This is a genomic window from Vibrio celticus (assembly GCF_024347335.1).
In the GTDB taxonomy this organism is placed as follows: Bacteria; Pseudomonadota; Gammaproteobacteria; order Enterobacterales; family Vibrionaceae; genus Vibrio; species Vibrio celticus.
In genome coordinates this window covers 714375-734642 of the sequence record NZ_AP025463.1, presented here as the reverse complement: position 1 = coordinate 734642, position 20268 = coordinate 714375, and the positions used below count along the sequence as shown (strand labels likewise).

Annotated in this window: 20 protein-coding genes; 3 read left to right on the top strand and 17 right to left on the bottom strand. The window is 45.5% G+C overall.

The annotated features are described in order from the left end of the window. Positions 1 to 28: 28 nt before the first annotated feature. The 3 genes from thiI to pomA all read right to left on the bottom strand — a co-directional run bounded on the left by thiI (position 29) and on the right by pomA (position 3520). Positions 29 to 1477, bottom strand: a complete 1449-nt coding sequence (gene thiI, locus OCV19_RS03505; RefSeq protein ID WP_017060776.1) for a tRNA uracil 4-sulfurtransferase ThiI — start codon at positions 1475 to 1477, stop codon at positions 29 to 31. Between the two features lie 318 nt (positions 1478 to 1795). Continuing rightward, complete coding sequence (locus OCV19_RS03500; RefSeq protein WP_017060777.1) at positions 1796 to 2743, bottom strand: flagellar motor protein MotB; 948 nt, start codon at positions 2741 to 2743, stop codon at positions 1796 to 1798. A gap of 12 nt (positions 2744 to 2755) precedes the next feature. After that, the gene (pomA, locus tag OCV19_RS03495) at positions 2756 to 3520 is read right to left on the bottom strand and encodes a flagellar motor protein PomA (RefSeq protein WP_017060778.1); all 765 of its coding nucleotides are present in this window, start codon (positions 3518 to 3520) and stop codon (positions 2756 to 2758) included. Between the two features lie 299 nt (positions 3521 to 3819). On the opposite strand from pomA, the gene xseB reads away from it, so the two are divergent. The 3 genes from xseB to dxs are packed head-to-tail and all read left to right on the top strand — an operon-like array spanning position 3820 to position 6872. Continuing rightward, the gene (gene xseB / locus OCV19_RS03490) at positions 3820 to 4062 is read left to right on the top strand and encodes an exodeoxyribonuclease VII small subunit (protein WP_004734405.1); all 243 of its coding nucleotides are present in this window, start codon (positions 3820 to 3822) and stop codon (positions 4060 to 4062) included. Between the two features lie 20 nt (positions 4063 to 4082). Further along, positions 4083 to 4967 carry a (2E,6E)-farnesyl diphosphate synthase gene (gene ispA / locus OCV19_RS03485; RefSeq protein WP_065677583.1) on the top strand — a complete coding sequence of 295 codons (885 nt, stop codon included), beginning with the start codon at positions 4083 to 4085 and terminating at the stop codon, positions 4965 to 4967. Between the two features lie 21 nt (positions 4968 to 4988). Continuing rightward, on the top strand, positions 4989 to 6872 hold the full coding sequence (gene dxs / locus OCV19_RS03480) for a 1-deoxy-D-xylulose-5-phosphate synthase (RefSeq protein WP_065677582.1): 1884 nt from the start codon (positions 4989 to 4991) through the stop codon (positions 6870 to 6872). Positions 6873 to 6962: 90 nt separating this feature from the next. Here the strand turns inward: dxs and pgpA are convergent, their stop codons facing one another. The 14 genes from pgpA to OCV19_RS03410 all read right to left on the bottom strand — a co-directional run bounded on the left by pgpA (position 6963) and on the right by OCV19_RS03410 (position 19739). Then, positions 6963 to 7469, bottom strand: a complete 507-nt coding sequence (pgpA, locus tag OCV19_RS03475) for a phosphatidylglycerophosphatase A (RefSeq protein WP_017060782.1) — start codon at positions 7467 to 7469, stop codon at positions 6963 to 6965. Continuing rightward, positions 7469 to 8443, bottom strand: a complete 975-nt coding sequence (gene thiL, locus OCV19_RS03470) for a thiamine-phosphate kinase (protein ID WP_065677581.1) — start codon at positions 8441 to 8443, stop codon at positions 7469 to 7471. Before thiL ends, pgpA begins: the two co-directional genes overlap by 1 nt. A 114-nt stretch (positions 8444 to 8557) precedes the next feature. Continuing rightward, the gene (gene nusB / locus OCV19_RS03465; RefSeq protein WP_004734399.1) at positions 8558 to 9025 is read right to left on the bottom strand and encodes a transcription antitermination factor NusB; all 468 of its coding nucleotides are present in this window, start codon (positions 9023 to 9025) and stop codon (positions 8558 to 8560) included. Continuing rightward, entirely contained in the window at positions 9025 to 9495 is a 471-nt protein-coding gene (gene ribH, locus OCV19_RS03460; RefSeq protein WP_004734398.1) for a 6,7-dimethyl-8-ribityllumazine synthase, read from the bottom strand. Before ribH ends, nusB begins: the two co-directional genes overlap by 1 nt. Before the next feature lie 280 nt (positions 9496 to 9775). Continuing rightward, entirely contained in the window at positions 9776 to 10885 is a 1110-nt protein-coding gene (gene ribBA / locus OCV19_RS03455; RefSeq protein WP_004734397.1) for a bifunctional 3,4-dihydroxy-2-butanone-4-phosphate synthase/GTP cyclohydrolase II, read from the bottom strand. A 108-nt stretch (positions 10886 to 10993) separates the two neighbouring features. Then, on the bottom strand, positions 10994 to 11650 hold the full coding sequence (locus OCV19_RS03450) for a riboflavin synthase (protein ID WP_004734396.1): 657 nt from the start codon (positions 11648 to 11650) through the stop codon (positions 10994 to 10996). A gap of 72 nt (positions 11651 to 11722) precedes the next feature. Continuing rightward, positions 11723 to 12799, bottom strand: a complete 1077-nt coding sequence (ribD, locus tag OCV19_RS03445; RefSeq protein ID WP_065677580.1) for a bifunctional diaminohydroxyphosphoribosylaminopyrimidine deaminase/5-amino-6-(5-phosphoribosylamino)uracil reductase RibD — start codon at positions 12797 to 12799, stop codon at positions 11723 to 11725. Between the two features lie 40 nt (positions 12800 to 12839). Then, positions 12840 to 13289 (bottom strand): transcriptional regulator NrdR, encoded by a 450-nt coding sequence (gene nrdR / locus OCV19_RS03440; RefSeq protein ID WP_004734394.1) that lies wholly within the window; start codon positions 13287 to 13289, stop codon positions 12840 to 12842. 156 nt (positions 13290 to 13445) lie between these two features. Beyond that, positions 13446 to 14696: a glutamate-5-semialdehyde dehydrogenase gene (locus OCV19_RS03435; RefSeq protein WP_050644922.1), complete on the bottom strand. Its 1251-nt coding sequence runs from the start codon at positions 14694 to 14696 to the stop codon at positions 13446 to 13448. A 66-nt stretch (positions 14697 to 14762) separates the two neighbouring features. Further along, complete coding sequence (gene proB, locus OCV19_RS03430; RefSeq protein ID WP_170926847.1) at positions 14763 to 15947, bottom strand: glutamate 5-kinase; 1185 nt, start codon at positions 15945 to 15947, stop codon at positions 14763 to 14765. Between the two features lie 76 nt (positions 15948 to 16023). Then, on the bottom strand, positions 16024 to 16413 hold the full coding sequence (gene crl / locus OCV19_RS03425; RefSeq protein WP_065677578.1) for a sigma factor-binding protein Crl: 390 nt from the start codon (positions 16411 to 16413) through the stop codon (positions 16024 to 16026). A gap of 144 nt (positions 16414 to 16557) precedes the next feature. Then, positions 16558 to 17811 (bottom strand): esterase FrsA, encoded by a 1254-nt coding sequence (gene frsA, locus OCV19_RS03420; RefSeq protein ID WP_048612254.1) that lies wholly within the window; start codon positions 17809 to 17811, stop codon positions 16558 to 16560. A gap of 89 nt (positions 17812 to 17900) precedes the next feature. Beyond that, complete coding sequence (gpt, locus tag OCV19_RS03415) at positions 17901 to 18365, bottom strand: xanthine phosphoribosyltransferase (protein WP_009847475.1); 465 nt, start codon at positions 18363 to 18365, stop codon at positions 17901 to 17903. Between the two features lie 84 nt (positions 18366 to 18449). Continuing rightward, positions 18450 to 19739, bottom strand: a complete 1290-nt coding sequence (locus OCV19_RS03410; RefSeq protein WP_017060789.1) for an NCS2 family permease — start codon at positions 19737 to 19739, stop codon at positions 18450 to 18452. Positions 19740 to 20268 lie beyond the last annotated feature (529 nt).

Here is a 20268-nt window from a genome sequence, read left to right as displayed (position 1 = left end):
AAATGATTAACGCTTGGTCAACACACCACTATGGGCGGTAAACCTTAACGTTATGGAAGCCTTGCTCTTGTAGGTAAAGTGCCTGTAGACGGCTCATTACACCACGGTCACAGTACAGCAAGTACTCTTTCGCTTGGTCTAGGTCGCCAAACTGAGTCGAAAGCTTGAAGAATGGGATGTGTTTAATTTCAACACCCTCGATCTCTAGTGGGCTTTCGTCTTCTTCTTCTGGGCTACGGATATCAAGAACGATAGCGTGCTCAGCAACAGCTTGAACTTGTTCAACTTCAGGCGCTTGCTCTTGGCTCTCTTTCTCGATGTCACGGATATCCATAACACGAGCGTTCTCGATCACTTGATCCAGCACTTCAAAGTTAAACTTAGCTTCTTCTGCTTCCAGTTTACCTTTCTTCGCTTTCACGGTTGGCTTCTTAGAGATAACACCACAGTACTCAGGCATTACCTTAGCGAAGTCTTCAGTACCGATGATACGAGAAAGGTCGATGATGTCTTCTTTGTCCCAGTTGATAAGCGGACGAAGAATCAAAGTGTCTGTCACGTTGTCGATGTGGCGAAGGTTAGTTAGCGTTTGGCTAGAAACCTGGCCAAGTGCTTCACCTGTTACTAGAGCTTCAATACCGAAGCGCTCTGCAACCATACCACCAGCACGCATGAACATACGCTTAAGAACAACGCCCATTTGGCCGTCTTCTACGTTCTCAAGGATTTCAGCAACCACGGGTTCGAAGTCTACAGAAATGAACTTCACCTTTGCAGATGAGCCATATTTATTCCATAGGTAGTGAGCCACTTGCTTAACGCCAATCTCGTGCGCTGGGCCACCAAGGTTGAAGAAACAGTAGTGAACCTTAGAGCCACGTTTGATGTGCAGGTAACTTGAAACACCAGAGTCAAAGCCGCCAGAGATCAAGCTCAGTAGATCTTCTTGAGTACCAAGAGGGAAACCACCTAGGCCTTTGTGACGAGCTAGAACTTGGTTTAGCTTATCGTTAGCCACTTCAACCTTAACGGTTACATCAGGGTTCTTAAGTCGAACTTTCGCTGACTCAACTGCTTGGTTTAGGCCGCCGCCTACGTAGCGTTCTAGTTCAATAGAGGTAAAGTCATGCTTACCACGACGCTTAGCACGAACAGAGAAAGTCTTGCCTTCAATGTCAGCACGGCTGCGTTCTAGTACTTGCTCGTAAATATCGTGCAAATCTTTGAATTCAGACTGTTGAACTTCAAGAGAGTGGTGAATACCTGGAGTATGAGTCAGAGCCTCTAACACTTCTGCGTAGTACTGGTCACTCTCAGACGTCACTTCGATATGATCGCGACGGTTGAATACCGCAACACTTTCACAGCGACGTTGAATAACGTTACGAATGTTGCACTCTAGAATCCTTGTGAAGCGCTTACGCACCGATTCACTTTTTACAAAAATTTCCGGATGGGGCTTAACAATAAATTTCATAGTACTTTCACAACATTAATGTTCAAAATTTTGAAAACGCTCATCGCCAAGTAAATTAGAGAATTTACACAGCACTTGAAGCAAGAATAGATCATATCTAAATCTAAGGGCGCGAATTATACATGAGAAAGTGAAGCAAGGAAAAGAGTGCTTGCTGTAACACCCTCATTATTCCGCTTGTTATTAACAGTAGCAGGTTTCGAAACGACATAAATGCCGCAGAGAGAACCATTGAAGACCAGCAAACAAAAAGCCCAACCTCATTATAAGGTTGGGCTTTCGATGCTATCTGCATGCTACCGTGTGTACACGTATAGGCTATTCATTAATAACAGGCACTTCGTCACTGTAAAGCGGCTCGCCCTGCATGATGCTGATTTCAACGCGGCGGTTGAGGCTACGTTGCCATTCAGTATCGTTCGGCTCGACTGGCTCGGTATCCGCCATGCCGCGTACTCTCAAGCGTTGATGAGAGAAACCACGCACCTTTTCCATCTCTTGAGCAACAGACACTGCTCGCTGTGATGACAAGTCCCAATTAGAGCGATAAAGCTCGGAATCAAGACGTTGGTTATCGGTGTGTCCTGAGATTCGAACGATACCCGGAACATCTTTCACCAACTCAGCAACCTGTCTCACCAAAGGTCGGAACTTAGGCTGTAGGAAAGCAGAACCCGATGGGAATGCACCCTTCTCACGAATTCGAATCACAATCTGCTGGCCAAGATTTTCAACTTCAATCGCGCCTTGGTCTATCTCTCGCTCCAACGCCTTCTTGATGCTTTCCATCAAGGTTTCCATCTCTTGCGATTGAGCTTCAGCTTGTTGTTGCTGTTGGTCTGACTCAGAGTTTTGATTGTCGTGAGTCGAGACTTCTGGCGACTTGCCTCCGGTCATCTTGCCTTGGTCACGCATGGTACCGCCAGCACGCTCAGATTCACCTTCATGAAATTCAAGCGTTTGCTGCGTAATATCAATCGTCTGCTGCATGATCACATCAATCGGTGTCGGCTCTGGGCGACCAGGGCGGAACTCTTGTGCAATGATGCTGGTGCCTTTAGGAATGTCTTTCACTTCCAAGCGGTTTTGTACACCAAACGCGAATTTCATCGAGCCAGCGATCTGTTTGAACTTCAGTACGTCCATCTCAGAGAATGAGAGCAGCAGTACGAAGAAACACATCAGCAGTGACATCAAGTCAGCAAATGTCCCCATCCATTGAGGCAACCCCGGAGGAGGACATTTACATGGATTCTCTTCATCCATCTTCAACTCCTCTTACGCAGGTTCACCATCAATCGTACGCTTACCTTCATTTAGGTAGCTCTTCAGGTAACCATCGATTACTCGTGGGTTCTGACCATCTTGAATCGCGAGTACGCCATCCATAACCAGACGACGGTTAAGTGTTTCTTGGTCACGACGTAGCGCAAGCTTGTCAGCAATTGGGAAGAACACCATGTTCGAAAGAATCGCACCATATAGAGTGGTTAAAAGTGCTACCGCCATCGCAGGGCCGATCGCTTTTGGATCATCCATGTTTGAAAGCATGGCAACCAAACCAACCAAGGTACCAATCATGCCCATCGCAGGGGCAACATCACCGAATGCAGAGAACACTTTCGCCCCCTGTTCGTGACGTTCTGTGGTTAATGCGATGTCTTTTTGCAGTGCAGCGCGTACCACATCACCGTCATGGCCATCTACCAATAGGTCGATGCCCTTTTGCATGAAACTGTTGTTAATTTCCATCTCTTCCAGTGCTAAGAAACCACCTTTACGAGCCGCATCAGCCATCTCTACAACTTTCGCAATAAGATCTTCAGGCTCATCCGCTTTAAACATAAAAGCTTTGCCTGCGATTTTAGTCGCGCCAAAGAACTGTCCCATGGTGAACTTCATTAGAACAACAAAAGTTGAGCCACCAACTACGATCAAAATGGATGTCGTGTCATAGAACATCCCGAGGCTTCCACCTAGGATCATTGCCATAATTACAAAGGCAAATCCACCAATCAAACCTATTAGGGTTGCTAAATCCACTGAGCACTCCTCATGCTTTTTTTGTAGCTCTATGTCGACGATAATCTTTGTATCGGCAAGACTATAAGATCTTTTAGTAAATTCTTGGCCTAAGTATCACACTTTTCGTTTTTGAATCCCAACTATTGGCTTACTTTGCTCTTATACGTAGCGCATAAACTCGATAAAGCTAAGGTTATTCAAGCAAAGTGCGTTCAAGCCCCTTAAAAACGAACTTTCTAGCAAAATTTCTTGGTTACATTTGACCATCTCAGCGGCCTAGGGTAACGTTCGTTCATCTTTCCAAACGCAGATTTATTATGGCTACTAAGAAACCTGAAAATATGAGCTTTGAAGCGGCAATCGAAGAGCTTGATGGCTTGGTTGATCAACTAGAAAATGGTGATCTAGCTTTAGATGATGCGCTGAAAAAGTTCGAACGAGGCATCTCCCTCGCTCGTGCCGGTCAAAGCAAACTAAATGATGCTGAACAGCGTGTTAGCATCCTACTGCAAAATGATGAAAACGCAGAACTTAGTGACTTTAACCCACAACCAGAATAACGAATTGTATGAGATCCCCTATGATCGAGACTTTATTGTCTTATCAAGCACGTAATAACGAGCAACTGAACCTTTGGCTTGATCGCCTGCCACACCAAAATCAGAACCTGATCAACGCGATGCGTTATGGGTTACTTTTAGGCGGTAAACGCGCACGTCCATTTCTTGTCTACATTACAGGGGAAATGCTCGGCTGCACCGCTGAAGAACTCGACACTCCAGCATCTGCAATCGAATGTATTCATGCCTATTCTCTGATTCACGACGACCTTCCAGCAATGGACGACGATGAACTGCGTCGTGGCCATCAGACTTGTCACATCAAATACGATGAAGCAACGGCAATTTTAACTGGCGATGCACTACAAACTCTCGCGTTTACTATACTTGCGGAAGGTACATTAAGTGCTGACGGTGAAAGCAATCGCGTTCGAATGATTCAACGCCTAGCTGAAGCCTCTGGTGCACAAGGTATGTGTATTGGACAGGCACTTGATATTGATGCTGAAAACCGCTCTGTCACGCTAGAAGAATTAGAAGAAGTTCACCGCAATAAAACGGGCGCGCTAATGAAATGTGCGATTCGTTTAGGTGCGCTTGCTGCTGGTGAAAAAGCGTTTGAAGTGATGCCTCAATTAGACAAGTACGCCGATGCCATTGGATTAGCATTCCAGGTTCAAGATGATATTTTAGATATCACTGGCGATACTGAAACTTTGGGTAAACCACAGGGTTCTGACCAAGAATTAAACAAAAGCACCTACCCTTCTTTGTTAGGTTTAGAGGGCGCTCAAGAAAAAGCGCAAACTCTGCTACAGGAAGCGCTTCAAGCTTTGGCTGCAATCCCATACAATACCCAGTCACTCGAAGAGTTCGCCCGATACGTCATCGAGCGCAAGAACTAAGACAATAAGCGCGCATTACCTATGACTCTTGATATATCAAAGTACCCAACTCTTGCTTTGGCTGATAAGCCAGAGGATTTGCGTCTACTTCCAAAAGAGACGCTGACACAGCTTTGTGATGAATTACGTACCTATCTTCTTAACTCAGTGAGCCAGTCAAGCGGTCACTTAGCGTCAGGCTTAGGTACTGTAGAGCTGACAGTTGCTCTGCACTACGTGTACAACACGCCTTTTGACCAGTTGGTTTGGGATGTTGGCCACCAAGCATACCCGCACAAAATTCTTACAGGTCGTCGCGACCGCTTGTCGACTATCCGTCAAAAAGATGGACTGCACCCATTCCCATGGCGTCAAGAGAGCGAATACGACACCCTTTCTGTTGGTCACTCTTCAACGTCGATCAGTGCTGCACTTGGTATGGCTATCAGTGCGAAGAAAGAAGGCAAGAACCGTAAAGTCGTGAGTGTGATTGGTGATGGCGCGATTACTGCGGGTATGGCATTTGAAGCTATGAACCACGCGGGCGATATTCACAATGACATGCTGGTTATCCTGAACGATAACGAGATGTCGATCTCTGAAAACGTCGGTGCGCTCAACAACCACCTAGCTCAAGTTCTTTCTGGCAGTCTTTACACGTCAATTCGTGAGGGCGGCAAGAAAGTGCTATCAGGCGTTCCGCCGATTAAAGAGCTAGTTCGTCGTACAGAAGAACACCTAAAAGGCATGGTTGTCCCTGGCACCATGTTCGAAGAGTTAGGCTTTAACTACATTGGCCCAATTGATGGTCACGATGTCAATGAGCTGATTAAAACGCTTAAGAACATGAGAGACCTAAAAGGCCCTCAGTTCCTGCACATCATGACTAAGAAAGGCAAAGGCTACGAGCCAGCTGAGAAAGATCCAATCGGTTACCACGGCGTACCGAAATTCGATCCAGCACACTCAAGTCTGCCTAAGAGCACCAGCTCTAAACCAACTTTCTCTAAGATTTTTGGCGATTTCCTGTGTGATATGGCCGCGCAAGATCCTAAGCTGATGGCGATCACGCCTGCAATGCGTGAAGGCTCAGGCATGGTACGTTTCTCGAAAGAGTACCCAGAACAATACTTCGACGTAGCGATTGCTGAGCAGCATGCTGTGACGCTAGCAACCGGTATGGCGATTGCAGGTGATAAGCCGATAGTCGCTATCTACTCGACGTTCCTACAACGTGGCTACGATCAACTGATCCACGATGTGGCTATCATGGACTTACCGGTCATGTTCGCTATCGACCGTGCTGGTCTTGTCGGCGCTGATGGTCAAACACACCAAGGTGCATTCGACTTAAGCTTTATGCGTTGCATTCCAAACATGGTGATCATGGCGCCAAGCGACGAAAACGAATGTCGCCAAATGCTTTACACCGGCCACCAGCACACAGGTCCAAGTGCCGTTCGTTATCCTCGCGGTAATGGTATGGGCACTGAGATTCAAAGTGAATTTACTGCGCTTGAGATTGGTAAAGGTCGTATCGTTCGCGAAAGCAAAAAAGCAAAAGATGGCTCGAAAGTCGCGATCCTAAGCTTCGGTACTTTCCTGGAGAGTGCACTTCAAGCCGCTGACGCCATCGATGCGACAGTTGCAGATATGCGCTTTGTAAAACCGCTCGATGAAGATCTGATCAAACAACTTGCAGCTGACCACGATGTACTGGTAACTATCGAAGAGAATGCGATTGCAGGTGGTGCGGGCGCAGGTGTGATTGAGTTCTTGATGCAAGAGAAACAGCTGATGCCAGTATTGAACCTTGGCCTACCAGACAAGTTCATTGCTCAAGGTACGCAAGGCGAACTGCATGAAGAGCTTGGTTTGGACGCGAAAGGCATTGAGAAGTCTATCTCTGACTATCTTGCAAAGTAGCCTTAATACGTAAGCTCCGCAAACAAAAAAAGGTTGGCCCTAGGGTCAACCTTTTTAGTATCTGCTAATTAGTTTGGTCTTTCAGTTAGCTCACACTAACCAACCAGCGAAATGCGCCACGGCATACAACGAAATAGCCGCCATAATACCCGCTACAATATCGTCAATCATGATACCTAAGCCGCCGTGAATTCGTGCATCTAGCCAGCCAATCGGCCAGGGTTTTACCATGTCAAAGAAGCGGAAAAGCACAAAACCAGTCAGCAGCCATTTCCAGTCATCGGCAGGAATATTCAGCATAGGCACTAAACTCATGGTGATCCAAAAACCTGCAAACTCATCCCAAACGATAGAACCGTGATCATGCACACCCATATCATCAGACGTTACTTGGCAGATCTTAATACCAATAATGCAGCTTACCACCACCACGGCAACGTAAGCAGGAAACGGTAACTGAACCAACAATAGGTACAATGGAATTGACGCAAGCGTGCCCATTGTGCCGGGAATAATCGGCGATAAGCCACTGCCAAAACCCGTTGCTAAGAAATGCCAAGGGTTTTTAAGAGAAATAAGAGAAAGTGGGTTTGTCATCAATTAACCTTAAAGTGATCGTAACCAGTTAAGTTCCAGCTTAGTGGTTCACCATTATTGTGTAATTCAAAATATTCTACAGGTCTTATCTGGCCAATGCAGGTGACTTTTGTACCTGTGTGTGACAAAGCACTTTCCAGCGACCCTTTATTCTCTTCTGGTACAGTAAAGCACAGTTCGTACTCTTCACCACTGGTCAGCGCGTACTGCTGAGCTGAAGTGATATCAGGAGCGAACTGACGTAACTCTGGAGAGATAGGCAGCGTGCTTACATCAATACTCGCGCCAACTTGAGAACGCTTAAGGATATGTTTTAAATCAGCAATAACACCATCAGAGATATCAATCGCCGATGAAGCAAGGTTCACTAGAGCCTGACCCGCTAACACTCGAGGAGCGCTCACATAATGTCTCTCTTCAAGCTCAGCAGCATAAGGCTTCGCTCTGTTCTGATCAGGGTTAAGTAACACTTCTAAGCCAGCTTTGCTGTCACCTAGGTTACCTGTTACGTAAATCCAGTCGCCCACTTTCGCGCCATCTCTACGCAGCGCTCGTCCTTCAGGAACAAAGCCCTGTACAGTTAGTGTCAGGCTTAGTGGGCCTTTGGTGGTGTCGCCACCAATTAACTGAATACCAAAGTAGTCTGCGAGTTTAAAAAAGGAGTCACAGAAAGGAGCAAGCCATGCTTCATCCACTTCAGGCATGGTTAAAGCAAAAGACACCCAAGCCGGCGTCGCGCCCATTGCAGCAAGGTCACTGATATTAGAAGCCAACGCCTTGTGTGCCACCCAAGCCGGATTTGCTTCAGCTAAGAAATGGGTACCAGCCACTAAGGTGTCCGTGCTGATCGCTATCTCAACATTACCCGGCGCTTTGACCAAAGCACAATCATCGCCAGCAGCCAGAAGTACGTCTTTACGTTGTGGTTGTCGATTTACAAAATATTTTTCAATCAGGTTAAATTCGCCAGACATCACATGCCCTATCTTTAGTCTCATAAAAATCGCCGTAATCATGGATATTACAGAAATTTAGTTACAAAAAAGGCCAGCATGAAAGCTGACCTTTAGATTCAATATACGAACGTCTTATTTCTTACGAACGTGCGGTGCAGCTTTATCAAGCACACCGTTAACAAACTTATGACTGTCTTCTGCTGCGAATACTTTCGCAAGCTCGATAGCTTCGTTGATAACCACTTTGTATGGTACATCTTCGCGACGAGTCATCTCGTACATAGCTAAACGTAGAAGCGCTAGTTCCATCAAATCCAGATCTTGCATAGGGCGAGATACGAATGGACGAAGCTTGCTATCAAGTTCCATGTGGCTAAGAGCAACACCAGTTAGTAGGTCGCGGAAGTATGCAACGTCTGTTTCTGGCATAGCTAGAGCAGGTTCTGCGGCATGATGCTCTTCTTCATCATACTTACCACCAGATAAGAACTGTTCTTCAACGGTAGCAATATTTTCTTTAGTAATTTGCCAAGAATAAATTGCTTGTAGAGCAAATTGACGTGCGTTACGACGTGCGGCTGGTTTCACACTGGCCCCCATTAGGAATCGATTTCAGAAAGAACGTTGATCATCTCAAGTGCGCTAAGTGCTGCTTCTGCACCCTTATTACCAGCCTTGGTTCCTGCGCGTTCAATAGCTTGATCGATCGTATCAACAGTAAGAACACCAAACGCTACTGGAAGAGAAAATTCCAGAGACACTTGTGCCAAACCTTTATTACATTCACTACAAACATAGTCAAAGTGAGGTGTACCGCCACGGATTACTGTACCAAGAGATACAATCGCATCGAACTTACCCGTTTTTGCAACGCGCTGCGCTACAAGTGGAAGTTCTACTGCACCAGGGCAACGAACAACAGTGATGTTGTCTTCGCTTACTTGTCCATGACGCTTTAAAGTATCGATTGCACCAGAAAGTAAACTTTCGTTAATAAAACTGTTGAAACGAGCAATAACGATAGCAATTTTTGCATTTGGCGCTGGGAAGCCACCCTCGATCACTTTCATAAGCCTTCCTTTAACTATTTTCATCAAGTGAGAATCGCCGGATTCTAGCACAAAACTGTGAGCAATATCTAATGCTAATTTAGAAGAACAGGCACCGGAGATGTAAAGATGATAACGCAGCGCTGCTGCCAACCTTACTGGAGCAGCAAGTAGCCAAGCTTGTGTATTCAACACGTTTTGAATCGGGCTTGGCTACTTTGCTCTTTTATCGAAATTAACCTCTAAAAGAGCTACTGAAATCATCGGTAAATTATGCCGCTATAAACGGACAGACGTCGGCTTACTCGCAAACATATTCAACAACGTTAAGGCCAAAACCACCCAATGCGTGGTAACGCTTAGTGCTTGAAGAAAGCAGACGCATATCGTGAACGCCTAGGTCTTGAAGAATCTGAGAACCCACACCAACACGACGAGAAGTACCTTGTTTCTTAGCCATGGTTGGTTGCTCATTCTTATCTTGAGCTTCGAATGTCTTCACTTTGTGGATCAAAGAATCAGACGACTCCTCGTTACCCAGAATAACCAACACACCGCCTTCGTCGCCAATGCGCTTCATCGCTTTATCTAGCGACCAACTACGCTCGGTACCGCGATCAGAATGAAGCAGATCGGTAAACGTATCATGCAGGTGAACACGCACTAAAGGAGCGCCTACAGACAAGTCGCCCTTTTGCATTGCGTAGTGGATCTGGTTATCGATCGTGTCACGGTAAGTCACAAGCTCGAAATCACCAAACTCTGTTGGAAGATGGCATTGTGCTACACGTTCAATCGTCGTTTCTGTGTTGTTACGGTATTCAATCAAGTCAGCAATGGTGCCTAGTTTGATATCGTGTTTTTCAGCGAAGACTTCAAGATCAGGGCGACGTGCCATGGTGCCGTCGTCATTTAGGATCTCAACGATAACAGATGCTGGCTCACAGCCTGCTAGACGAGCTAAGTCACAACCTGCTTCCGTATGACCAGCACGAGTTAACACGCCACCTTCTTGAGCGGTCAGTGGGAAGATATGACCAGGTTGAACTAAGTCTGCCGCTTTCGCATCTTTTGCCACAGCCGCTTGAACAGTAACGGCGCGGTCTGATGCAGAAATACCCGTTGTTACGCCCTCGGCAGCTTCAATTGAAACCGTAAAGTTCGTCGTGTATTGAGCATTGTTGTCTTGAACCATAGGCGCTAGACCCATACGGTTTGAACGCTCTTTGGTCAACGTTAGACAAATTAAGCCGCGGCCATACATCGCCATGAAGTTAATCGCTTCTGGCGTAACATGTTCTGCTGCCATGATCAGATCGCCTTCATTTTCGCGATCTTCATCATCCATCAGGATAACCATTTTTCCTAGGCGAATGTCTTCAATAATTTCTTGAGGAGTACTAATTGGCATTGTTCTATATCCTTTGAAATGGTTCTGCTTCCTAGAACCGACACTATTTAAACCTGATGATATTGCTCGCTTTCACAAAGTGATGTTTAGTGCACTTTATACCAACGGTTAGGCAAAACCATTCTGTTGTAAGAATTCCATCGTCAGTCGAGATTCAGGCTCAGACTCTTGCTGCTGGCCTTGCAGTAAACGCTCCATATAGCGCGCTAATACATCGACTTCTAGATTCACTTTGCGACCAACATTGAATTGATCGATGGTGGTTTCTGAAGAGGTGTGAGGAACGATCGTCAGCTTAAAAGCATTCTTGCGTAAATCATTCACCGTCAGGCTAATACCATCTACGGTGACTGAACCTTTTTGAGCCACGTACTTTGAGATCTCTGCAGGCATTTCAACCCAGAACTCAATCGCACGACCGACTTGGTTACGCTCAACAATCTCACCCACGCCATCAACGTGACCCGAAACTATATGACCACCGAAACGCGTGGTCGGTAGCATTGCTTTCTCTAGGTTGACCTTATCGCCAGCTTGGTAATCGACAAAACCCGTTTTTTTCAGGGTCTCAAGCGAAAGGTCTGCACTGTAGCTGTGATCGTTATACTCAACAACCGTCAAACAAACACCATTGGTCGCGATACTGTCGCCTAACTTAACGTCAGCCATATCAAGATTACCAACATTAACCGTTACGGTGATGTCTTCTCCGCGAGGAGTGATTGCACTCAATGTACCTACGGCTTCTACAATTCCTGTAAACATTTTAAAACTCTTTTTGTTGTCAACGACACGTATGCAGTTGGAGTAACTATTTCTACTGTGGTTTCGTTACTATCAGTTTCGAAATACGGGTTTCGCAACGATGCGAATATCCACACCAACCTGTCGAACATCTTTAATTTCTAGGTCAATAACGTCAGACATTGAAGTGAACCCTAATGCGCCCATCAAACCTCGTCCGTCACTGCCCATAAGTTTAGGTGCTAAATAGAGGATTAGCTCATCCACCAGCTGTGCTTCAATCAAGCTTTTTGCCAATGTCGCGCCCGCTTCGACCCAAATATGGTCGATATGGTTCGCTGGCAATTGACGCATTAGATCGTGTAAATCGAGCAGACCTGCATCTGTGGTTGCGACTTCAATATCCGCAGACGCTTCGGCTACTCTCAACACGGATGTTGGAGTCTGGAATAACTTGAATTCAGGACGCAGTTGGTTTTGACGATCAAGAATCACGCGAATCGGCTGACGCAGCTCGTCTTCAGCGTAATGATCTTTGATACTGCTTGGCAACTCTGCCCAACGAACATTCAACGACGCGTTGTCTTCAATCACCGTCTGGCTAGTTGACAACACAGCGCCTGATTTTGCTCGGTAGTTCTGAACATCACGACGCGCTTCTGGCGATGTGATCCACTGGCTTTGACCATTTTCCAATGCTGTTTGGCCATCAAGGCTAGCGGCCATCTTTAACTGAACGAATGGCATGCCAGTTTGCATACGCTTGATAAATGCAGGGTTCAAGTCGAGAGCGTCTTGCTCTAGCAAACCGATTTCAACCTCAATACCCGCATCGCGTAACATTTTGATACCACGACCTGCGACTTTTGGGTTTGGGTCCTGCATGGCGCAAATCACTTTTGAAACTTGAGCCTTAATCAAACCTTCTGCACAAGGTGGCGTTCGACCGTAATGAGAACAAGGCTCTAGCGTGACATAAGCCGTCGCACCTTTTGCCTTATCGCCAGCCATTCGCATGGCATATACTTCAGCATGAGGCTCACCGGCTTTGGCATGAAAACCTTCGCCAACGATCTGACCATCAGTTTGTACAATGACACAACCCACATTCGGGTTTGGCGCAGTGGTGTAAATGCCGCGTTTCGCTAATTGAATAGCACGCGACATCATTTGAAAATCTAGGGGAGTAAAGTTTGACATGATTGAGGAGTTAATCCTCTAATTTAGCGATTTCTTCGCCAAACTCTCGGATGTCTTCAAAGCTGCGGTAAACAGAGGCAAAACGAATGTACGCCACTTTATCCAATTCTTTCAATTGGCCCATCACAAGATTACCAATCATCTCGCTTGGTACTTCACGCTCACCAGTTGCACGGAGTTGTGACTTAATCGTACTGATCGCAAGTTCAATCGCATCAGCACTCACTGGGCGTTTTTCTAGAGCGCGCTGTACACCACCCACCATTTTATCTTCATTAAATGGTTCGCGGTTTCCATTCGACTTTATGACCTTAGGCATCACAAGTTCTGCCGATTCGAACGTAGTAAAACGTTCACTACATGCAAGGCATTGACGGCGACGACGAACCTGATGGCCATCGGCTACCAGTCTTGAATCGATTACTTTAGTGTCGTTCTCTGAACAAAAAGGACAATGCATATCACCTCCAAATAATTGAATATCAGTGTAACGGAATTGCCAAACGTTAGGAAAGAAAAAGGGCCAATTAAGGCCCTTTTGTGTGGTGATTCATTGATTATTGCTACTCGATCGCCATTTCAAAAATGAGCTGAGGAGTAAAATTAACGACCAGCGTTAACCGCGGACTAAATAGTTCGCTTTACCTACCCATTTGTAGCTTGTCAGCTCTTCTAAGCCCATTGGGCCGCGAGCATGCAATTTCTGAGTAGAAACGGCGACTTCAGCGCCTAAACCAAACTGTGCGCCATCAGTAAAACGTGTTGATGCATTCACATAAACCGCTGCAGAACCAACAGAGTTAATAAAACGTTCTGAGCTCTCTAGGCTGTTAGTCATGATCGCATCTGAATGACTCGCATTGTGTACACGCATGTGGTCAATCGCTTCTGCCACATCCGCAACGACTTTCACGCCGAGCGTGTAGCTTAGCCATTCAGTGTCAAAGTCGCCTTCAACCGCATCACGTTGGTCTTCGAAACCCGCTAGCAGCGATTTTGCACTGGTATCAGCAACTAAGGTTACCTTGCCGGCTAAACGCTGTTTCAGCTTAGTTAGGAAAGCTTCAGCAACCGCTTCATGCACTAGCAGTGTATCTAACGAGTTACACGCCGATGGACGTTGAACTTTTGAGTTTTCGACCACATCGACAGATTTCTCAAGATCAGCGCTTTCATCAACGAAGATATGGCTGATACCAAAGCCGCCGATGATAACTGGAATGGTGCTGTTCTCTTTACACATCTTGTGCAAGCCAGCGCCGCCACGAGGAATGATCATATCCACGTAGTCATCCAGTTTAAGCAGTTGAGATACGAGTTCACGATCAGGCTTCTCGATGTACTGAACAGAAGCGGCTGGAAGCTCCGCTTTCTCTAATGCAGACTGGATAACTTTAACCAGTTCCATATTCGAGAAAAACGTCTCTTTACCACCACGTAGAATGCTTGCGTTACCTGTCTTCAGACACAGAGCTGCAATATCGATGGTTACGTTTGGACGCGCTTCATAGATAACACCCACCACACCAAGTGGTACGCGACGACGAGACAGCGACATACCGTTTTCCAGTACTTTGCTGTCAATCTCGCTGCCAACTGGGTCATTCAGGCTAATCACGTTACGCACATCGTTAGCGATACCGGTTAAGCGCTCTTCATTAAGAAGTAGACGATCAAGCAGTGCGTCAGTTAAACCCGCTTCGCGACCTAATTCGATATCTTTCGCGTTCGCTTCTAAAATCGTTGCTGCGTTTGCTTCTAGCTCATCAGCGATGATCGCCAATGCTTTATTCTTTTGCGCCGTAGATGCGGTCGCTAGGTGGAAAGCAGCGTCTTTTGCTGCGATACCCATGTTAGTTAAATCCACGTTTAACTCTCCCTAAATTCTGTCTGTCTTTGGATGCAAAAAGGCGATTCGCCTTATCATCACGAGCTACTCTTGAATCACAACTAGGTCGTCACGGTGAATGACTTCTGACCCATAATCGTATCCAAGAATGTCGCCAATATCTTTACTGTGCTTGCCTGCAATTTTTGCTAGGTCTTGGCTTGAATAACTGGCAATACCACGCGCAATTACTTTGCCTTTGCTGTCTGTGACTTGGGTAACTTCACCACGAGAGAATTCGCCTTTAACTCGAACAACCCCTTTCGCCAACAAGCTGCTGCCTTTGGTGTTGACTGCGTTTACTGCGCCGTCGTCAACCATGATGTCACCTGCTGAAGCAGGGCCCGCTAAAATCCAGCGTTTACGGTTTTCAAGCGCTTCCGCTAAAGGCAAGAAACGTGTGCCTTGTGGGTTATCACTCAGTGAATCAAACACCACATTTTCAGCACTGCCCGCAGCAATAATCACTTCGATACCTGCGCGACGAGCAATGTCAGCCGCCTGCAGTTTTGTTGCCATGCCGCCGGTACCTAACGTCGTACCGCTGCCGCCTGCGATCTTACGCAGCGTGTCATCAATGGTTTTCACTTCTTTGATGAGCTCAGCATTTGGGTCTTTACGAGGGTCAGCCGTAAACAGGCCTTTTTGGTCTGTTAGTAGCAAAAGCTTATCAGCACCGCACAAAATACCCACTAAGGCCGACAAGTTATCATTGTCGCCCACTTTGATTTCATTGGTCGCGACTGCGTCGTTTTCATTCACGACAGGAATAATATCGTGTTCAACAAGTGCGTTGATCGTGTCACGAGCATTAAGAAAACGCTCACGGTCATCGAGATCAGCACGAGTCAGTAGCATCTGGCCAATCTTAAGGCCGTAGATAGCGAATAAAGACTCCCAAACTTGAATCAACTGACTTTGCCCAACTGCAGCAAGCAACTGTTTGCTCGCCATTGAGTTGGGAAGTGCGGGGTAACCAAGGTGCTCACGTCCTGCTGCAATTGCGCCAGACGAAACCATAACCACAGAGTGGCCTTGTTTTTTTAATTCAGCACATTGACGAACCAGCTCAACCATATGAGCGCGGTCTAATGCCAATGTTCCACCAGTTAAGACACTGGTACCCAGTTTAACAACGACAGTTTTACGCTGTGTTGTTGTCCCGCTTTGATGATTTGTTGTCATGAAGTCTTTTATGGATAAAACAAATAAGAGGTGATGTTTTAGCAATCAAAAGGGGAATTCACAAGCAGAAAAGGTGCGAAATCGCACCTTTTTGCTTTATATAGAAGAGTAACCTTTAAAATTAGACGAATTCGACAGACTCTTCGTCTAATTGGATGCTGATTTCAAACTTACTTTGAAGTTCATCAACCAGTTTTTTGTGGAAGGCTTCTTGAGTTCGAGAGACCTCAGCGACCGCCTTTTTAGGTAACGGCAAAGAATCCCAGTTACCATCGATGTTGTACTTACCGATATTGTACTTCGCCGAATATCCCTCTTCCGACTTATCCAATTCCAGCCACCAGCCCCAAAACTCGCGTTCTTCTGGTGATTTTTTATCGTTCACACATACAGACAAGCAATCAAAAATGTAATGACCATCTTCTGATTGTGGCTCCCTCAAATAAGGCCCAATAGCCTTTAAAACGTTTAACAAGCGATAATGCGTAGGTTGTTGTGTCACTTCTGACATATTGAATCTCCATTTTCAATGTTAAGAATGACGTTACTCAGACTGTTATACGTAGAAACTACGCATTTGGATTTTATAAATTACCTCTGAGTATCAGGTACTTAGTTTGTACACTTTTCATGCTTAACTAATTTAGGAGAAATGTCATCTAAATAATTCATCCTCAAGCCACTTTATCGCCAATTCGAGGGATTGCTCATAACCTTGTGTAATTGACTTAGCTTTGATTTTCTTCGCTTTTCCGTAATCACTGTAAATAGCAACCAGTTGATTATCCATTGGCGGTGAAACCGGGTCGCCTTCCAGAGCCAATGCCAAGATAGGAACACTGGTTTTACTGTTTGACAGCAAACCTTGTACCTTGAGTGACCACGCCATCAACTGCCCAGAAAGGCTATTGATATCAACTGCCCCTTTACCAAGACGCGAAGCCAACACATCTAGATGCATCTTAGGCATCTGTTTCAGTTTGTCGGCATGAACAAAGATGTCGTGAATTGGCGCGCCTAAAGAGATACACGCTTTAATCTTATGTTGCTCAAGGAAAGATAGTCTCACCATCGCATTGCCACCGAAGCGGAAACCAAACAAGCCGACTTTGTGGTGATCGACCCATGGGATGTTAGGCAATTCATTCAGCACTGCTTGGTGAAGACAAGATGAGTCTTCTGTTAACGGCCAATGTGCACTGTGCCCTATCGATGGCATGTCTACCGTTAGCATGGCAATGTTCTTTGGTGCTAAGTAATCTCTAAACAAGCGCCACATATCGGTTTGCAAGCTATCTAGACCCGCGCTGACAATCACAACCGGTTGTGGTTTATCTGTCTTGGTCAGATGCAAGTTCGCTTTGATCTTCTTGTTTTGGTATGGAATATCAATCTGCTTGACGATCAACTTAGTGTGCTTGATCGCTTCAGAATAGGCTGCGTTGGCCAACACTTGAGCCTGAGCTGCCAAGTTGTCGTTCTTGAGATGTGGGTAACCCGCAATACTGAAGCACAGCGATGCTGAAAACAGCTCTTCAGCCATCTCTTCACCGTTCTTCTCATTAGAACGATTTTGATGCTGCATACCTAGCTTGGTCCATTCGTATGCCCAGTTACCACTTCGGTAACCCATGACCGTATCAAGCCACTCGTCGATTGTACGAGAGTTATCTGATGACGCGATGCGAGCCAATACCGCTTCTTGCTCTATTGGATTAACGCCTTGCCATACCCACTGAAGACGTCTTAGGTTTCGGTACCATGATGAGTTTTGCTGTTCACGCTTCTCATCCAATAACGCTTCAGAGCTTGGCATGTATTGTGTCAACATTGAGGTCTCTTTCGCCTGTTTGTGCTTTACAAACAAAGTTTCCGAAAGGTTCGAGCTCGTTTCTTCTGGTTCAGACATTGGGATACTTAATAAGAAATGGTTGTCACTAATAATATAAAAAAAAATGACCCTATAAAGGGTCATTTCTCAAAAAACTAAGTTTACGCTTATTTTGACTTGCGATTTACTGGCTCAACGTAGCTTAGGCTAGTATCCCAAGGTTGCTCAATCCATGTGTCTTGAGCGATATCAACAATGTACTCGTCTAGCAAATCAGCGCCAGATGGCTTTGCACATACAGCGATCAGTTTCGCTTTAGGGTACATTTCGCGAAGCTTACGTGCAGTGTCACCACTATCAACCAAGTCTTCAACGATTAGGAAGCCTTCGCCATCACCTTCAGGTGCTTTAACTACTGTCATATCACGTTGGTGATCGTGGTCGTAGCTAGAAATACAAATCGTATCTACGTGACGAATACCTAGCTCACGAGCCAAGATTGCACCAGGAACCAAACCACCACGGCTTACAGCCCAGATGCCTTTCCACTGCTCTGCTGGCATTTGCTTTTCAGCAAGTTGACGGCAGTAAGTCTGCATGTTGTCCCAAGTGATAACGAATTTGTTGCTCATAGTATAAAACCTAATAATTTTGTCATGTTATTAGAGGCTATTTCAAACATAGCCTCTTCAGCGATTAAGCAGAAATCTAGACGATTAAGCGAAAATGTATTTAAGAATAAAGATAGCCGACATTACCCACACAGCAGGTGAAACGTCGCGACCTTTACCACTTAGCAGCTTAATTGCAGCGTAAGCGATGAAACCTAGTGAGATACCCTCAGCGATAGAGTACGTCAGCGGCATAAGCAGACATGTTACCACGACTGGTGCTGCTTCCGTAAGATCACGCCAATCAATGCCAACTAAGCCAGACATCATCAGAATTGCTACATAGAAAAGTGCACCTGATGTTGCGTAAGCCGGAATCATACCTGCAAGTGGCGAGAAGAAAAGAGCCAGTAGGAATAAGATACCAACAACAACAGCAGTTAGACCGGTACGACCGCCTTCAGCAACACCCGCAACACTCTCAACATAAGAAGTAGTATTTGATGTACCTAGCAGTGCACCAATAGATGTTGCTGTAGAGTCAGCAAGCAGTGCTTTGTTCAAGCGAGGTAGTTTGCCGTCTTCTTTGATTAGGTTTGCTTTCGTTGCAACACCAACCAGAGTACCCGCTGTATCGAACAAATCGACGAACAAGAATGCGAATACCACTGAAATCATACCGATTTCAAATACAGCAGAGAAATCAAGCTGCATGAATGTAGGAGCAAGGCTTGGTGGTGTAGACATGATGCCGCCGTATTGAACGTCACCAATAACAATGCCAAGAGCTGTGATAGCTAGAATCGCAATCATTACTGCCCCTTTCACGCCACGGTGAACAAGAGCAATCGTTAGGAAGAAACCAAGTGAGCCTAGGATAGGAGCAATCGCGGTAATGTCGCCCAGTGAAACTTTAGTTGCTGGGTTAGAAACAACGATGCCTGCATTGCTAAGCGCAATAAACGCTAGGAAAAGACCGATACCTGCAGAGATACCAACACGCAGAGACATAGGGATCGAGTTGATAATCCATTCACGGATCTTAAAGATGCTTAAGAAGATGAAGATTACGCCTGATACGAAAACCGCTGCCAGAGCAACTTGCCACGTATAACCCATACCCATTACAACAGCGTAGGTAAAGAATGCGTTCAAACCCATGCCTGGAGCTTGAGCAATTGGGTAGTTAGCAACAAAGCCCATGATGAAACAGCCAATAGCAGCCGCTAAACAGGTTGCTACAAATACAGCGCCATGGTCCATACCAGCATCAGCTAGAATCATTGGGTTTACAAAAATGATGTAAGCCATTGTTAGGAAGGTTGTTAGACCTGCGATGATTTCAGTGCGCACATTGGTGCCATTTTCACTGAGTTTGAATAGCTTTTCGAACATTATCGAATCCTATAAGGGTAAAAGTAAACGGTTGCGTAATCGATTGGCTGTGGATTATAAAGTTATCAAATAACAAATTCCAGATAGAATTAAGGCTCTAATCGATATTTATCAGAATGCCGTATGAAACAAAGCGATTAAAAATACAAACATTATCGGCAAATAGTGTTTAAAAACAAATAATTAACAACAATGCATTCAGTGAAATTAGTTGGTTGTTTTTTCTACCATCGGTTATTTTCATTGAGAATCTAGCCAGTAAATTCTGAATTCAAACCCACAATAGTTATGTATTTTTCAACAGGATCAGTAATAAGGCGCAAATTGATATTTCGGCGTTTAAAAAACAACCACGCAGAATAGCAAGGAAAGTGACAAGCGAAAGCGGTTTGGAAAAGTAGCAGGCAAAAAAAACGCCACTCAAAACTGAGTGGCGGTAGAATCTGTCAACCAAAAGGGCTGTAAAAGAATTCCAATATATAGGGGTGAACAAAACTGTTCGAGTTACATGCTTACGGTATTAGTAACC

What these genes read in the sequence shown, in the direction of transcription:
- thiI (WP_017060776.1), bottom strand. Translation starts at nt 1,477, where the DNA reads ATGAAATTTATTGTTAAGCCCCATCCGGAAATTTTTGTAAAAAGTGAA.
- OCV19_RS03500 (WP_017060777.1), bottom strand. Translation starts at nt 2,743, where the DNA reads ATGGATGAAGAGAATCCATGTAAATGTCCTCCTCCGGGGTTGCCTCAA.
- xseB (WP_004734405.1), top strand. Translation starts at nt 3,820, where the DNA reads ATGGCTACTAAGAAACCTGAAAATATGAGCTTTGAAGCGGCAATCGAA.
- ispA (WP_065677583.1), top strand. Translation starts at nt 4,083, where the DNA reads ATGATCGAGACTTTATTGTCTTATCAAGCACGTAATAACGAGCAACTG.
- dxs (WP_065677582.1), top strand. Translation starts at nt 4,989, where the DNA reads ATGACTCTTGATATATCAAAGTACCCAACTCTTGCTTTGGCTGATAAG.
- pgpA (WP_017060782.1), bottom strand. Translation starts at nt 7,469, where the DNA reads ATGACAAACCCACTTTCTCTTATTTCTCTTAAAAACCCTTGGCATTTC.
- thiL (WP_065677581.1), bottom strand. Translation starts at nt 8,443, where the DNA reads ATGTCTGGCGAATTTAACCTGATTGAAAAATATTTTGTAAATCGACAA.
- nusB (WP_004734399.1), bottom strand. Translation starts at nt 9,025, where the DNA reads ATGGGGGCCAGTGTGAAACCAGCCGCACGTCGTAACGCACGTCAATTT.
- ribH (WP_004734398.1), bottom strand. Translation starts at nt 9,495, where the DNA reads ATGAAAGTGATCGAGGGTGGCTTCCCAGCGCCAAATGCAAAAATTGCT.
- ribBA (WP_004734397.1), bottom strand. Translation starts at nt 10,885, where the DNA reads ATGCCAATTAGTACTCCTCAAGAAATTATTGAAGACATTCGCCTAGGA.
- OCV19_RS03450 (WP_004734396.1), bottom strand. Translation starts at nt 11,650, where the DNA reads ATGTTTACAGGAATTGTAGAAGCCGTAGGTACATTGAGTGCAATCACT.
- ribD (WP_065677580.1), bottom strand. Translation starts at nt 12,799, where the DNA reads ATGATGTCGCGTGCTATTCAATTAGCGAAACGCGGCATTTACACCACT.
- nrdR (WP_004734394.1), bottom strand. Translation starts at nt 13,289, where the DNA reads ATGCATTGTCCTTTTTGTTCAGAGAACGACACTAAAGTAATCGATTCA.
- crl (WP_065677578.1), bottom strand. Translation starts at nt 16,413, where the DNA reads ATGTCAGAAGTGACACAACAACCTACGCATTATCGCTTGTTAAACGTT.
- frsA (WP_048612254.1), bottom strand. Translation starts at nt 17,811, where the DNA reads ATGTCTGAACCAGAAGAAACGAGCTCGAACCTTTCGGAAACTTTGTTT.
- gpt (WP_009847475.1), bottom strand. Translation starts at nt 18,365, where the DNA reads ATGAGCAACAAATTCGTTATCACTTGGGACAACATGCAGACTTACTGC.
- OCV19_RS03410 (WP_017060789.1), bottom strand. Translation starts at nt 19,739, where the DNA reads ATGTTCGAAAAGCTATTCAAACTCAGTGAAAATGGCACCAATGTGCGC.